The organism is Trinickia sp. NRRL B-1857 (assembly GCF_050470685.1).
Taxonomy (GTDB): domain Bacteria; phylum Pseudomonadota; class Gammaproteobacteria; order Burkholderiales; family Burkholderiaceae; genus Trinickia.
In genome coordinates this window covers 1,038,735-1,051,435 of sequence record NZ_JBFLUK010000001.1, presented here as the reverse complement: position 1 = coordinate 1,051,435, position 12,701 = coordinate 1,038,735, and the positions used below count along the sequence as shown (strand labels likewise).

Sequence of the window (12,701 nt, the reverse complement as noted above, 5' to 3'; positions counted from 1 at the left end):
TCTAGGGAGAATCGAAAGCGACATCGTCGATTTCGATCGGGGTATTGGGCCGCTCGCCGAGCGCTTCGATCTCTTCGACAATGCGAAAGATGATCGCAACGGCTTGGTAGCAATCGTCCGGAATGGCGGCTTGTACGTCGCCGCGGCGATAGAGATGTCGCGCTAGCTTGCGAAAGCGAAAGACCGTCACGCGTTCGAGCAATGCATCGTTCGTCATCCTTATCGCGTCGTCGTCGGTTGCTTTGGCCGCGATCGTCGGTGGATCGGCATCGTCGCCTCCGTAGTCGAGCAGGACGGCAACGTGTTCGGGATTGGTCACGAGCGCTCGACGGCCGTTCGGTCCGCGCGTGCGCGGCGCCGCGGCGAACAGCGCCTCGGTGATCGAGGCGCGCTGCCGGGCTCGCGTCCCCGGGTCGCCTGACGTTTGCTTGAGTTCATCCCTGAGATCGCGATGCGTCATGCGCAGGCCTCGACGGTGTTGGCGTTTGGCGAGAACGAGCGAGACGACGGCCGGAACGGCTAACGCCGCCAGCAGGCCTCTGACGAAGGCGTGTAGCGCGGCCGTGCCTGTACGCAAGTCGAACGAGATCGATTGCCATTCGATCATCGCGCCGATGAAGGGCAATCGCGCGCACGACAACGCATAGGCGAGTGTGCCGACAAGCGCGGCCGACGTCAGTGCCAGCGCGACGGCCGTGAGGTTTTTCATGCCGAAGAGCCCTTTGATGTGGCGCAGGGCATCGAAGCGCTTGAACGAGGGTTTGATCGTCTTCGGCGCGAAGCTGAGGCTACCGCTGACCCAGGCGGCGAGGAGCGCGGCAGCGACGGAGATGACGACGAATAGGCCGATGAAAGCGGCGATCATTGCGACGCAATACGGCAGCAGGCGCAGGCATGCTTGGATGCGATCGGGCTCGGCGAGCGCGGCGAATAGCGCCGCTTGCAGTATGAGCCAGCGATCGATGCCGATGTCGAGCACCGCGAACGCTGCCTCGGTCGCGAGCAGGCAGCCGATGAACCCAGCGAAGATTTCGCTGCGCGCGACGTTGCCTTCGGCGCGTGCGTCGCGTAGACGCTTTTCGGTGGGAGGCAACGGCTTATCGCTCACCGAGCTTCCTCCTGGTTGTGGATAGTGAGCGAGTGGGGAGCGGTCGTTGGAAGACGCGGGTCGCCCCTCGCCCGATCGGCGGGGATTGTCTCGCGTAGTACCTGATGCACTTGCAGCCCATGCTCGCCGACGAGGTCGTGGGCGGCCGTGAGCAAGCGAGGGAGGGTGATCGCGACGAGCATGATGACGACGACGCTCTTGAACGGCAGCGCCGCGACATACGCGGGGAATTTCGGATTGACGCGCGAGAGAATCGCGAAGCACGCCTCGATGGCCCCGAGCGCGAGCAGGTAGGGCGCTGCGAGCGTGAGCGCGAATTGCATCGTTGCGGCAAGCAGCCTGCCGAACGGCGCCCATGCATGCGGACCGAGAGCGGGTAGTTTGGCGAGCACGGGCCAGAGCGCGTAGCTCGTCGAGACGATCTCGATGACGGAGCCTAGCCCCCCGCTATAAATGAGAAACACGATCAGCGCTTGCTGAAGGATTCCGCCCAGAACCGACGCATCGACCGATACGGCCGGGTTGAGTGCTTGCGGATTGCCGCCGCGCTGATAGTCGAGGTAAGTCCCCGCCGCCTCGATTGCCCAAAACGGAACCGCCACGAGGCTTGCGACGACGATGCCGAGCCCCGCTTCCTTCAACGCCAACGCGAGCCATTGCGTGAGGGGAAGCGGTGCCAGCACCAGGACGGTGGCAACGCCGGACGTCGACGGCAATGCCAGCGCGAGCATAACGGTGGCGCGAGCGATTCCGCTCAATGCATGGCCACCGAAAACCGGAACCAACAAGATCGCGGGTAGCCATCGCATCGAGCAGAGCGCGAGAGCGGCTAAGAACGGCAAGGCAGCTTCCATCGTACCGGTCATGCGTACTCCGATCACGTCCGTACGACGCTCGCAAGGTCGAACGCCTGGTCGATCAATCGAAGGAGTTCGGCGCCGATAGCGTGGCTCGTGATCGCGAGCGCGGCGCCGACCACGACCAATTTGACCGCGAACGGCAGCGTTTGGTCCTGAATCTGAAACACCGACAGGACGAGCGAGATCACGATCCCCGCGCAGCCGGCGGCGAGCGATAGCGCGACGGAGACCTTGAATGCGAAGAGCAGCGCATGCTGAAGCAACATCAGCGATTCGGGCATGGCCTCATCCGCGATAGGACAGCACGAGCGCGTGCAGGAGTTTGCCCCAACCGTCGGCCAGCACGAACAGGAGCAGCTTGATCGGCAATGCGACGATCATCGGCGGCACCATTTGCATCCCCATGGCGAGCAGGATGTTCGATACGAGAATGTCGATGACCACGAACGGAACAAAGAGCAACAGCCCGATCTCGAATGCCGATTGAAGTTCCGATACGACGAATGCGGGCACGGCGATGCTCCAATCGTCCGCTTTCGCCGCGCGATGGGCGGGCTCGGGCCATGTCTGTCGTGCCATGTCGAGGAAGCGATCGCGCTCTTGCGGGCGACCGTTGCGCAGCACGAACTGCTTTAGCGGTTCGACGATCTTCAGCCCCGCCTCGATTTGCGATGCGCCCGATGCAGGGGCCTGCGTCAGCCCCTGCGCTTGCGCCATGCACGCCGATAGGGTCGGCGACATGACGAATAGCGTTCCGACGAGTGCGATTGCGTTGAGGGCGAGCGTCGTCGGCGCTTGCTGGACGCCGAGCGCGTTACGAACCAAAACGAGGACGATCGAGAGCTTGAGGTATGACGTGGTGGCGATCGCGACCAGCGGTAACAGCGACAGCAGTCCGAGCAGCGCAAGCAGGGCGAAGGGATTGTGCTCGAGGATCATGACGTTGCGGCGGGCCCGCAGGCGCGAGGCCATCGCGTGACTTCGACTGCAAGCTTGCCATCCAAATCGACGAGTTCGCCAGCGCCGATCGGCTGCCCGTTCGCTTCGATGACGACTTGCGGAGGCATTCCGTCTCTCAATTGCAGCAGCGATCCCTGGCGCACGTTCGCGATTTCGCCGATCGTCAACCGCAGCGTGCCGAGCAAGAACGAAAGCCGAATCGGAATGGCGGCCGGATCGATCGGCGCAAACGAAGTGGTTGTTTGGGGAGCGTGGTCACGAGGTTCTTCGTGTAGGGGATTGGGCGTATGCGTCATATCTTCGACTTCGAAACAACGGGAGGAATCGATCCAGCGGAGCCGCAGCAGGTGGGCGCCGAGCTTGAGCGTCGCGCGACCTGTTACATCGAACGGGGTTGTCGTGAGCCGAACGACGTCGCCGTGCGCGAGGCTGTCGAACGTGGCAATCGGCACGATCGAATCGCCTGCGGTTAGCCTGATTTGCGCTTCCAGGGGGCGAAGCCATGCGGGCGCGGCGGCGGGTTGCGGAAGCCGTGTCCACGACTCGCTATCGAGCAGAGCGTCCAACGTTGCAGCCGTCATTGCGAGTCGCATCGAGAGTCCGATGGAGGGCAGGCGGACCGACAGGGCGACGCTCAAGAGGGGGGCGGTTATTGGCGCGCACCCCGGGGCCGTGCCGGCGGTTGGATCGCCGAGGGCGTCCCGGAACGTGGGCGGCAACGCCGCGAACGCGTAGCGTGCAAGCGCAGCGTGTGCGGATGGCGTCGCGCAATGCGTCGTATCCACGCCCGTAAAAGCGAGAAGCAGGGGAGCGTACTCGAAGGCGATGATGGGGCCGAAGCGTGTGGTAAGCGGTAAGCCTTGCCCCGTGCTTTGAACGCTTTCGCGAATCTGCAACTCGGCGAAAGTACCGTCTGCTAACGGGCACTGTGCGCGATGCGGTTGCGTGAGGCGTTGGCGCGTTTTAGCGACGGCGTCGATGCGGCGCAAGCGAACCGGCGCGCTTCGCCGCGGCGCCGCGTGTGATTCGCCGAGTTCACCGTTTTGCGTCATGGTCGAGTTCGACATGTGTGGCTCGGCCGAATACATGAGTCAGGCTGGATTCGAGCCGATGCTTTCTCATCGTCAGCCATGCGTAGCTTGTGTTCGAGGTGCAGCTCAACCGAATCACGAGATGCGAGCTTTCATGCGTGACGGTCATGCCGACGTAGCCCAGATCCGGTATCGCAAGCGTGGTCCGGTACGTCGTGCCGACTGCGATGCCGCCTTGCCGAAATGGGATCGGCGGTACCGTGGCCTTTGCACACGCGAGCGCCACGTTGTATGCCCATTGCGTGCTCGATGGTTCGTGGGGGCCGATGTGGCGCGATGCTTCCGACACGGGGCGTGCAACGGGCGCGGACACTAGCTGGCGACCGGTTGGCGTGGTGGCGAGGGGAATCATGCGAGATCCAGAGCGTCGAAGCGCTGCCTCAAGATTCGCAATTTTTCGACTTTGCGGGTGCTCGTCCCGTGTCGTTGCCGTGCCTGAATGAGCGCTTTGCTTGCCGAATCCACGTCTCTCGCGTATTCGGCGAGCGCTTGCGCCTGGTCCTGTACGAGACGGTCGTAGCCCGACTGCACTGCGCGCGCGAACTCGATATCGCGACATAACATCTGGCGATCTTTGTGCACGCGATGCCAATCGCGTTCGAGTTCGTTCGCGCATTCGCTCGATCGTGCCAATTGGGCTTCGGCCTGGGATTGCTCATGGCGTAGGCAACGCAGGTAGCGCTCGGCGTGAGCGAGGTTGCGAGCGGCGCGCTCGCAACGAATATCCCATACCGCCGCCAAGATCGGATACGCGAGCGGTGGGCGCAACGCGGGTGGTTCTTCGGCGGGTAGCCGGTAAAGCTGACGATCGAACGCGCCGCGAGATTTATATGCCGCGGACACAGTCATGGAGTTGTTCAAGCGTTGTCTCCCAGGGGGCGGAGGTACGGAGGTCTTGTTTGATGAGCTCGACGAGTTCGGGGTAGCGTGCGACGGCTTCGTCAGCGGCGCGATCGTGGCCCGGCTCATACTCGCCCAGCGTAATCAACCATTCGAGCGCTCGGTGGCGCGACAACAGCGTCCGTGCGTGTTCGGCGTCACGCCGGTGCGCGTCGCTCGCGACAACGGACATGAGACGGCTAAGACTCTCGATGATGTCGATGGCGGGGAACTCGCCACGCTCGGCCTGCTTGCGCGATAGGACGATGTGCGCGTCAAGGAGCGAGCGCGCCTCGTCGGCGATCGGATCGGCGTGTTCGGTTTCGGTCAAGACCGTATAGATGCCGGTGATTGCACCGCCCGCTCGGTTGCCGGCGCGTTCGATCAAACGCGGCAACGAGGAAAAGACCGAGGGCGGATACCCTAAACGACCCGGCGGCTCGTTCGACGCAAGGCCGATCTCGCGCTGAGCGCGGGCGAAGCGCGTCAGCGAATCGATGAGCAAGAGGACGTGCTTGCCGCTATTGCAAAACCCCTCCGCGATCGCTGTTGCCGTGAACGCCGCGCGCGCACGTGCCATCGCCGGTGCGTCGGACGTTGCGCACACGACGACGGCGCGGCGCATCCGCTGCGGACCGAGCTCGCGCCCGATGAACTCGTTCAATTCGCGCCCGCGCTCGCCGACCAGCCCAAGTACGACGATATCGGCGTCGATGCCGCGCGCCAAAGCGCCGAGCAATGTGCTCTTGCCGCAACCGGGCTCGGCGAAGATGCCCACGCGTTGTCCGCGCGCCAGCGTCAGCAGGGCATCGATCGCGCGTACCCCCGTGACGATGTGCCGGTCGATAGGCGGGCGCCGCGTGGCGCAAGGCGCCTCCGCGAGCACGCGCACCGTCGAATAATCGGCAGCCAACGACTCAGCGCTCCGTTGCATGACGCGACCGAACGCGTCGAGGACCGCGCCGAGCAGATGTGGCCCTACGCGCACGCTATGCGGCGCTCCGAGCGCACGGACGAGCGAATGGGAAGCAATGCCTTCGGTCGGCCCAAGGGGGGCGAGCAAGGCGCGTTTTCCTTCGAAACCGACGACTTCGGCAAGGACGGGAGCGTCGGCCGTGTTAGGCACGAGCAGCTCGCATAGGTCACCGATGGCGCAACGCGGCAAGCTAGCGACGACGAGCATGGTGCCGACTTGCTCCACGCGCCCGTAGCAGGCTACGGCGTGCGCCTGGCCCAATCGATCGCGCGCGCGAGACGCCCACGTGGCCAGACGCCCACGCGCCTCGGTCGCTATGCAAGGGCGCGAAGCGGCCGCTTGATCGGTCACCATGTCAGCTCTGCGCGATAGGGTCCCGTGAAGATCGCACGGTTGGCGTCGATCCTCACGAGCGTGAAGGCGCGCCAGCGGCTGCCCGGAACCAGAATGTGGTCGTCATCGGTCACGACGAAGCCGTAGGGCCCCGTGCTCGCGCTGCGGATCGAGAAAGGCGCCCGACGAACCGCCTCGTTCGGATAGAGGGCGCCGCGAGCGATGCGCACGGTCCCGCTTGCCTGATCGGGGGAGGTTGCCGCTGGCGGGACGACTTGTGGGGCACCGGTTGAGGCGGGGGGCTCGCCCGGGATTGCGAGTAAGGCGACAGCGGCCGTAGATGCGATGGCGACGCCGGCCGCCGCCGCCAGTTTCGTTCTAAAGCGTGGGAGCCCTTTCCCGTATCGACCGTGAGGGTCAATCGGTGCAGCCTCGGCGGGCCAAGGCGAGCCTTCGCTTTCGCATCCGATGAGAACCGGCCCTGCGAACCAACGCGCGCCGGCAGTGAGCGGGGTTCCGTTCGCCGTCGCTTCGTCGTCCGAGCAAGCGGCGCTATAGATGCGGTATAGCCAACTTGAACTTCGCGGGCGATAGATCGCGCATGCTAGTGCCGGCATGCCCGGATCGAGCAGCACGATATCGTTCTCGGCTGCGCTGCCGATACGGATCGTGTCGCCTTCGAGCGGAAGGGCGGCCCCGCGGTGAAGACCGGTTAGGACGCGAAGTTCAAGCATGGCGGAGCCGCGTGTTCCCGCTCATAACGCCTTCGCACCAATGAAAATAGCACGTTGTTCGGCGCGTGCCGAGGCAACGGGATAGCTCGCCACCAAGCGCGGCGGCGCTCCGCTTTCTAGCGTGACCGCGGTATCCAACTTCACGCTACTCGTATTTGCCCATGTTTGCCCCGGTAGCCCCGTGGGCTGCGCCATGAGCAGATCGATATCGACGACGACGGCGGGTGCGGCCGCCCCTATCGACGGCACGAGGCGCGCCGCGAGGTCGAGACGATCGCCGTCATTGCCGCTCCGGCCGTTGCGCTGCTCGCTCACGGCTTGATCGGGTGCGGTGGCCGTTTGCGATGCTTCGCCGCCGATCGCGAGTGTGCTGTGCGAGTTGAACCGGCCGACGAGCGTTTGGCGATTGAGCAGGCGCGCTCGGCGGTCCGCCAGTGCCGTGGCGATCGCTTCGTCGAAGCTCGGTGCCGCCGCTTCGCGCCCTCCGTGGCTCGCCGCATCGAGCGCGGCGACGGTCGCGAGGTCCGTCTCGATGACGAAGACGTCCATCGAGACGAGCGACGAAGGTCGATCGAGGGCATCGATGATTTGCGCGATTCGGCTACGCCACCGACGATCGGCCCAGACGATGACCGAGTTTGTTCCTTCGTCGGCGACGATCCTTATTTCGGCCGCGTCGGATAAGGCCCCTCTCGATGTGTGCGTGAGAGAAGCCGGCAAAGGAGAGGAGGGCATGGCGGCGGCGAATCCTGTCCAAGCCCCGATGGGGGAAACGGGCGACGGCGCGTTCGGCAACGGAGGAAGATCGGTTTGCGCTGGGAGGGCGAACCTGGGCTGCGCGGCCGGGGGCTCGGGCGCAAGCAGTTGCCGCAGCAGCGTGGCGGCGCCAGCGCCAACCGCGGCTCCGGTATGGGTGGGTGCGGCGTCGACGGCTCGAGCGAAACGTAGCGGGAAAATCATCGGCTCCTGCTCTGCTGACGGCTCGCCCGTGCGCGCCTGGTTCGTCATGAAACGACGAACGATTGCCCGATAGGCGCTTGGGCCGCCGACGAGCACGGCGTCTTGGCCCGACAGTTCGCCCCATCCGAAGCGGGCGTCATAGATGCCGACTTCCTCGAGGGCGGCGCGCGCGCGGTCGGCGGGCATGCCGCCCAGCTCGACGCGTTGCACGGCGGCGTCGTTCGCCGCACTCAGATAGAGCGTGCGTTCGGCCACGAACCAAGAAAAATGATGGGCGTGAGACAGTTGCTCGAGAAACGCCCGCCCCGTGGGCGCACGCATCCATCCGTCGAGCTTGGCCGTTTTCCAATCGCCGCTCATTTTCGTATCCGCGGCAATACGGATCGTCAATCCGTGATCGGCCGCGAAGCGCTCGAGCACCGTCACGATGGTTTGCTGAGATGCTTCGACTGCATACGGTGCTGCGAGGCTTGCGCTCACCTCGGCGCCGGCCAGGGCGCTGCCCGATGCCGTAAGAAGTACCAGTGCGGCGAGCAACGGCAGGCGCAAGCAAACGCGCGCGAACATACCGATCACCGAATCTCGTTGATGACCGTACGCAACAATGCGAACTTCATCTGAAGGTCTGTGGTGGCGCTCCAATTGGCCAAGGACACGCCACGCAGCGCCTCGACGTACGTTTGCCATTCGGCGGGACGGTCGGGCGACATCTTGCGCCGTACTTGATCGGCGTGACGAAGCGCATTGCGCAATTGGATTTCATTGGGTTCGAGGGTCATTCGGGGATTGGCGAGTGAACGAACAAGGGACCAAAGCATGGGCGTGGCCATTCGACGACGCCCGTGGGCGACGCCCATGAGGGCGCGACCGTACGCATCCGATCGGTCATAGCGCGCCCGCGTGCTCGAAGTGCCTCTCCAACTTCGAACGCAAGCGCGATAGCCGGGAGCGAACGGTACCCACCGGAATACCGAGCGCGGCCGCCACCTCGACATAGCTCACGTTCTCGACGAACAGCAACTCGAGCATGCGCTGCTGTTCCGGCGATAGGGACTGCGCGAACTCGAGGAAGCGCGAGAACGTTTGCCGGACGGAGACGCAACGCTCGGGGGCTCGCGTGTCGAGCAGTTCGTGCTCGTGATCGTCGAGCGATTCGATGACGAAGCGGTAATCGGATGCGCGACTCACATGGTTGCGCACGACGTTGAGCGCGATCGCAGTCAGCCATGTCTTCGGCTGTGCGGTGCCGCGGTACGACGCGCGGTTTTCCCACGCCCCTAGGTAGGTCGATTGCAGGATGTCGGCGGCGTCTTCGGCGCTGCGTACGCGGCGTGCGATGAATCGATATATCGCGCGACCGTGTGCGCGATACCAGTCGTCGAACTGGACGGACTGATCCGCCGCGGCGGGCGAAGAGGGCGGATTCAAGTGCGTCGAGCTCATCTTGGGATCGAGTGACTCATGCCGTAACGATTCCCGCATGATTCCGGCAACGTGGTGCTTTCGAGTCTGATGGGCTCGAAAATAGGACGACATAACCCTCGGTATGCCTCCCCCTTTTTCGCGTGACCGATAACAACGCGACTTCGCCCTGGATGGAACCGGCTCGCGATCGTCGTTACTAAGCTCCCAATTCCGGCGGGCGACGTCTCGCCTTTCGGAAGATCGGAAGTTCGAACGTCAGCGAAGGAGTCGCAATCATGACCATAGCAGCCATAGTTCCCGCAATTAACGCGGTGGGTGCGCTTGCAACGCTTGCCACCTCGGTCGTCTCGGCATTTTCCGGGTCGTCCGGCGAGGCAGCATCGGGTGCGGCGGGCTCACCGAGCGGCGTCGGTGTGAATCAGATGGAGCGTGTCCTGAAACGACAGGAAGCGGCGCAGTTGAGGGCGATGGAAATGCAGACCGAGGCCAACATCCAAAAGATGATGGCCGACACGGCCAACAGCATCGCAAGCGGCCATCTCGATTCTGGAGCGAAGGTGCAAAACGCGAGTATCAAGGCAGCACAAGGCATTCACTTTTAACGTGTTGAATTAGATGGGAGAGTGCGGCGCGCACGTGCCGCACTCGCGTCCAGAGGCAAAACCATGAATGAAGTTTTGGGAGGCTATGTCGCGCATGCGGCGAGCCAGCAGCGGGCGGCGCAATGGGCCGCTCAAACCGGCATTTCATTTGCGCTCGAAAAGCGGCGAGTGGATGCCGAGTCGGCATTGGCGCATATCGACGGTCGAGCGAAGACGGAACTCATCAATGCGCTGCGCGGTATCGGGCAGCAGTTGCGCCCATGAACGGCGTGGCTTGGGCGGTCGGCGCGGCGAGCGTGGCGTCTTTAAACAAGGGGTTGCCCGAATCGCCGGCAGGATTCGATCGTGGCTCGTTTGCGGCGGCAATGGCCACCGTCGATTTGACGAATGTGTTTCCGGCGCCCCTGGGGGCGGAAACGCTTAAGGCGCCGTCCAACATGGGCGGGCCCGCGCTCGGGGCACTCGCGCGGCAGCTCGATACGCTCGGGCGCCACCGTGTGGAGGCTCAGACGTTATCGGCGCAAATGGCTGGAGCCTGGGCCTCGGGCATCGATACGCCCGAGTTGGCGATATCGATGCATCGCCAGGCTCGTGCGACAGCTTCCTACAATATGGGCGTCATGTGGGGCGCGAAGCTCGTCGGTCTGACGGCCGGTGCGCTACGTCAATTGGTGACGGCGACGTGAACATGCCGGCATGAAAATCGAGGTGAGAGGCGCGGTGCGTCGTGCCGTCAGCGCCGGGTTGCCGGTGCTCGCCGTCGTCGTCGCGCTGTCCGGCTGCGAAAAGCGTGTCGAGTTACAGCTAGCGCCCGATGCGCGCCGGGCGAGCGAAATTGCAGCAGCGTTGGCCAGTCATGGAATCCTCGTCGATCGTAAGCCGGAGAAATCCGGTGTGATGCTTTCAGTGGAGAGTGCGGACTTTCCGCGTGCCATGCGCGCGCTGCGTGAAGCCGGTTTGTTACGAAGCGCTCGGCCGAGTGTCGACGAAGCGCTCGGTAAGCGCGGGATCGCGCCCACTCAATTGGAGGAGCGCGCTCGCCACATTCACGCGATCGAGCGCGAGTTGGAGTCGACGCTCATGGAGATCGACGGCGTCATTGCGGCCCGCGTGAGTGTCGTGCCGCCCGAGCGTCCGGCGCCCGGGGCGTCGCTCGCTTCCGCGTCCGCCTCCGTGCTCGTCAAGCACAGTGCCGACGTCGACTTGTCGCCGCTCGTGCCGGGTATGGCGCGGCTCGTCAAGAACGGGGTTCCGGGGCTGGCCGCCGAAGACGATCGGCACGTCACCGTTATGCTGGTGCCCGAGCAACGCGTCGTGATTGCCCATCCCACGGCGCCGGTAGGGTCGGCGAGGTCAAGCGTCCGTACGGCGTTGCAACTAGCGTTGCTGGTCGCCGGTTCGATGGCCGTCGGTTTTTTTCTTGATCGAGGGCTCCGGCGCTTGCGGCGCCGCACGGTCGACGGGAGTGCGGACGATGTCGCCAGAAGCGGGTAACCGCCCTCCGTTGTTCTGGACTGAGTCGTGGCGTTGGGCGGCGCCGGCTTGGCGCAGTCTATACGGTGGGCCGGCGCGCGAGCTCGATTGCCATGAAGCGAGACTCCTGTACAGCGCTTGGGGGTCGTCCTTCGGCTTGGCTCGGGAGTGGCGGCCACCCGCCGATTCGAGATGGTTGACCATCATGCAAGCCCCGCCTCCCATACTGCAAGGTGTGGCAGCAGCACTTGGCCATATCGCTTTGCTCCGTGCCGGCGTGTCAAGCGCGCTGTTGTGCCGAGCACCGGTTGATCGATGGTTGGCGCTCGCGTTGAAATACCGTGAGGTCAATTGCATCGACTCGACCGCCGTTGCAGGCACGCAAAATCCGTTCGACGCCAGCGAGCAAGGCGTCCATGTGTTGAGTCTCATGGCGCGGCAAGATTGGCCGCTCGTGGAGTCGCGCGTTGCGATGCTCGTGCCGCCGAGACCGTCGGACGATCCCGATCCTGCGCGTTTTCTATCGCACACACGCGCCGTCGCGATCGAGCGGGTCGATGTGGGTCGATGTCTTACGATCGGCGGGGCGGTCGTGCGGCAGGCCGCCGCCGAATCGTTGTCGCGAGGTGAACCATGAGCTTTACCGCCCGCCGGATCCTAGTCGGCGGCGAGCAGATCGACAGAGCGGATTTTCCCGTCCACCGAGCGAAGGACATCGCGCGATGGCGCGATATCGAAGCGGTCATCAGCCGCGCGCGGCGCACGGCGTTCTCGATCGTCAAGGATAGCCGTCGAATCGAGAAAGTGCGCACTGCGAGGTCGGCCGCGAGGCGCCTGGCGCTCGAACGCGACGCCGATCGCTCATTCGTGGAACGGGCGGCGGCGCTCGAAGACGCTTACCGGCTTGCACGGCGCGCGTTGATCGACGACTTCGAGGCGACGCTCGATCAGGTGCTCGCCGGTGCGCTGACGCGGATTGGCGCCGAACTGCCGGCAGCGCAGCGATTGCGGATCGTGTGCGATCGATTAAACGAGGCAGCCGGACCGATGCCCGCTGCAAGCCTTTGCTTATGCGCGGCCGACGAATCGATCTACCGGGCTGTGGGGGGGCGTTATCCGTGGCCGGTTCAAATCGACGACACGTTGCAACCCGGCCAATGCCGTCTCGCAACGGAACACGGACATTGGGAAATCGCGTTCGATGCGCTTTTTGCGTCGCTTAGCGCGGCCCTGCTCACGAACGGACAACCCGCCGACGATGCCCAGGCGCACCCAGGCATGAATGAATAAAAAAATGAAA

General features: G+C 64.2%; 17 protein-coding genes and 1 pseudogene. 6 read left to right on the top strand and 12 right to left on the bottom strand.

What is annotated here, in order from left to right; genetic code table 11:
• Position 1: 1 nt before the first annotated feature.
• From AB1286_RS04600 to AB1286_RS04545, 12 genes and pseudogenes are all read right to left on the bottom strand, one after another.
• On the bottom strand, positions 2 to 1,108 hold the full coding sequence (locus tag AB1286_RS04600) for an EscU/YscU/HrcU family type III secretion system export apparatus switch protein (protein WP_430362150.1): 1,107 nt from the start codon (positions 1,106 to 1,108) through the stop codon (positions 2 to 4).
• Positions 1,105 to 1,974 carry a type III secretion system export apparatus subunit SctT gene (gene sctT / locus AB1286_RS04595; protein ID WP_430362149.1) on the bottom strand — a complete coding sequence of 290 codons (870 nt, stop codon included), beginning with the start codon at positions 1,972 to 1,974 and terminating at the stop codon, positions 1,105 to 1,107. The genes AB1286_RS04600 and sctT overlap by 4 nt, the downstream gene beginning before the upstream one ends.
• 11 nt (positions 1,975 to 1,985) lie before the next feature.
• Positions 1,986 to 2,249: an EscS/YscS/HrcS family type III secretion system export apparatus protein gene (locus AB1286_RS04590; protein WP_430362148.1), complete on the bottom strand. Its 264-nt coding sequence runs from the start codon at positions 2,247 to 2,249 to the stop codon at positions 1,986 to 1,988.
• A gap of 4 nt (positions 2,250 to 2,253) precedes the next feature.
• The gene (sctR, locus tag AB1286_RS04585) at positions 2,254 to 2,940 is read right to left on the bottom strand and encodes a type III secretion system export apparatus subunit SctR (protein WP_430362147.1); all 687 of its coding nucleotides are present in this window, start codon (positions 2,938 to 2,940) and stop codon (positions 2,254 to 2,256) included.
• Positions 2,904 to 3,995, bottom strand: a complete 1,092-nt coding sequence (gene sctQ, locus AB1286_RS04580; protein WP_430362146.1) for a type III secretion system cytoplasmic ring protein SctQ — start codon at positions 3,993 to 3,995, stop codon at positions 2,904 to 2,906. Before sctQ ends, sctR begins: the two co-directional genes overlap by 37 nt.
• Entirely contained in the window at positions 3,964 to 4,371 is a 408-nt protein-coding gene (locus tag AB1286_RS04575; protein ID WP_430362145.1) for a hypothetical protein, read from the bottom strand. Before AB1286_RS04575 ends, sctQ begins: the two co-directional genes overlap by 32 nt.
• Positions 4,368 to 4,880 (bottom strand): hypothetical protein, encoded by a 513-nt coding sequence (locus tag AB1286_RS04570; protein WP_430362144.1) that lies wholly within the window; start codon positions 4,878 to 4,880, stop codon positions 4,368 to 4,370. The genes AB1286_RS04575 and AB1286_RS04570 overlap by 4 nt, the downstream gene beginning before the upstream one ends.
• Positions 4,846 to 6,228 (bottom strand): FliI/YscN family ATPase, encoded by a 1,383-nt coding sequence (locus AB1286_RS04565; protein WP_430362143.1) that lies wholly within the window; start codon positions 6,226 to 6,228, stop codon positions 4,846 to 4,848. The genes AB1286_RS04570 and AB1286_RS04565 overlap by 35 nt, the downstream gene beginning before the upstream one ends.
• Before the next feature lie 509 nt (positions 6,229 to 6,737).
• Positions 6,738 to 6,941, bottom strand: a pseudogene (locus tag AB1286_RS04560) (FHA domain-containing protein); the annotation flags it as partial.
• Between the two features lie 21 nt (positions 6,942 to 6,962).
• Complete coding sequence (locus AB1286_RS04555; RefSeq protein ID WP_430364986.1) at positions 6,963 to 8,468, bottom strand: secretin N-terminal domain-containing protein; 1,506 nt, start codon at positions 8,466 to 8,468, stop codon at positions 6,963 to 6,965.
• A gap of 5 nt (positions 8,469 to 8,473) precedes the next feature.
• Entirely contained in the window at positions 8,474 to 8,680 is a 207-nt protein-coding gene (locus AB1286_RS04550; RefSeq protein WP_430362142.1) for a hypothetical protein, read from the bottom strand.
• 106 nt (positions 8,681 to 8,786) lie between these two features.
• On the bottom strand, positions 8,787 to 9,344 hold the full coding sequence (locus AB1286_RS04545; protein WP_430362141.1) for an RNA polymerase sigma factor: 558 nt from the start codon (positions 9,342 to 9,344) through the stop codon (positions 8,787 to 8,789).
• A 257-nt stretch (positions 9,345 to 9,601) separates the two neighbouring features.
• Here AB1286_RS04545 and AB1286_RS04540 point away from each other — a divergent pair, with 257 nt between their 5' ends.
• The 6 genes from AB1286_RS04540 (at position 9,602) to AB1286_RS04515 (ending at position 12,691) form a co-directional block, all read left to right on the top strand.
• A complete protein-coding gene (locus AB1286_RS04540) occupies positions 9,602 to 9,928 on the top strand; it encodes a hypothetical protein (RefSeq protein ID WP_430362140.1) in 327 nt (108 codons plus the stop codon).
• Between the two features lie 63 nt (positions 9,929 to 9,991).
• Complete coding sequence (locus tag AB1286_RS04535; RefSeq protein WP_430362139.1) at positions 9,992 to 10,192, top strand: hypothetical protein; 201 nt, start codon at positions 9,992 to 9,994, stop codon at positions 10,190 to 10,192.
• Positions 10,189 to 10,614 carry a hypothetical protein gene (locus AB1286_RS04530; RefSeq protein ID WP_430362138.1) on the top strand — a complete coding sequence of 142 codons (426 nt, stop codon included), beginning with the start codon at positions 10,189 to 10,191 and terminating at the stop codon, positions 10,612 to 10,614. The genes AB1286_RS04535 and AB1286_RS04530 overlap by 4 nt, the downstream gene beginning before the upstream one ends.
• A 10-nt stretch (positions 10,615 to 10,624) precedes the next feature.
• The gene (locus tag AB1286_RS04525) at positions 10,625 to 11,422 is read left to right on the top strand and encodes an EscJ/YscJ/HrcJ family type III secretion inner membrane ring protein (protein WP_430362137.1); all 798 of its coding nucleotides are present in this window, start codon (positions 10,625 to 10,627) and stop codon (positions 11,420 to 11,422) included.
• 184 nt (positions 11,423 to 11,606) lie between these two features.
• A complete protein-coding gene (locus AB1286_RS04520; protein WP_430362136.1) occupies positions 11,607 to 12,038 on the top strand; it encodes a hypothetical protein in 432 nt (143 codons plus the stop codon).
• Entirely contained in the window at positions 12,035 to 12,691 is a 657-nt protein-coding gene (locus AB1286_RS04515) for an HrpE/YscL family type III secretion apparatus protein (RefSeq protein ID WP_430362135.1), read from the top strand. The genes AB1286_RS04520 and AB1286_RS04515 overlap by 4 nt, the downstream gene beginning before the upstream one ends.
• Positions 12,692 to 12,701 lie beyond the last annotated feature (10 nt).

Excerpts from the sequence above, each read along its gene's own strand:
- AB1286_RS04545 (WP_430362141.1), bottom strand. The coding sequence starts at position 9,344 with ATGAGCTCGACGCACTTGAATCCGCCCTCTTCGCCCGCCGCGGCGGAT.
- AB1286_RS04575 (WP_430362145.1), bottom strand. The coding sequence starts at position 4,371 with ATGATTCCCCTCGCCACCACGCCAACCGGTCGCCAGCTAGTGTCCGCG.
- AB1286_RS04590 (WP_430362148.1), bottom strand. The coding sequence starts at position 2,249 with ATGCCCGAATCGCTGATGTTGCTTCAGCATGCGCTGCTCTTCGCATTC.
- AB1286_RS04515 (WP_430362135.1), top strand. The coding sequence starts at position 12,035 with ATGAGCTTTACCGCCCGCCGGATCCTAGTCGGCGGCGAGCAGATCGAC.
- AB1286_RS04550 (WP_430362142.1), bottom strand. The coding sequence starts at position 8,680 with ATGACCCTCGAACCCAATGAAATCCAATTGCGCAATGCGCTTCGTCAC.
- sctR (WP_430362147.1), bottom strand. The coding sequence starts at position 2,940 with ATGGCCTCGCGCCTGCGGGCCCGCCGCAACGTCATGATCCTCGAGCAC.
- AB1286_RS04520 (WP_430362136.1), top strand. The coding sequence starts at position 11,607 with ATGCAAGCCCCGCCTCCCATACTGCAAGGTGTGGCAGCAGCACTTGGC.
- AB1286_RS04535 (WP_430362139.1), top strand. The coding sequence starts at position 9,992 with ATGAATGAAGTTTTGGGAGGCTATGTCGCGCATGCGGCGAGCCAGCAG.
- AB1286_RS04540 (WP_430362140.1), top strand. The coding sequence starts at position 9,602 with ATGACCATAGCAGCCATAGTTCCCGCAATTAACGCGGTGGGTGCGCTT.
- sctT (WP_430362149.1), bottom strand. The coding sequence starts at position 1,974 with ATGACCGGTACGATGGAAGCTGCCTTGCCGTTCTTAGCCGCTCTCGCG.
- AB1286_RS04565 (WP_430362143.1), bottom strand. The coding sequence starts at position 6,228 with ATGGTGACCGATCAAGCGGCCGCTTCGCGCCCTTGCATAGCGACCGAG.
- AB1286_RS04555 (WP_430364986.1), bottom strand. The coding sequence starts at position 8,468 with ATGTTCGCGCGCGTTTGCTTGCGCCTGCCGTTGCTCGCCGCACTGGTA.
- sctQ (WP_430362146.1), bottom strand. The coding sequence starts at position 3,995 with ATGTCGAACTCGACCATGACGCAAAACGGTGAACTCGGCGAATCACAC.
- AB1286_RS04530 (WP_430362138.1), top strand. The coding sequence starts at position 10,189 with ATGAACGGCGTGGCTTGGGCGGTCGGCGCGGCGAGCGTGGCGTCTTTA.
- AB1286_RS04525 (WP_430362137.1), top strand. The coding sequence starts at position 10,625 with ATGAAAATCGAGGTGAGAGGCGCGGTGCGTCGTGCCGTCAGCGCCGGG.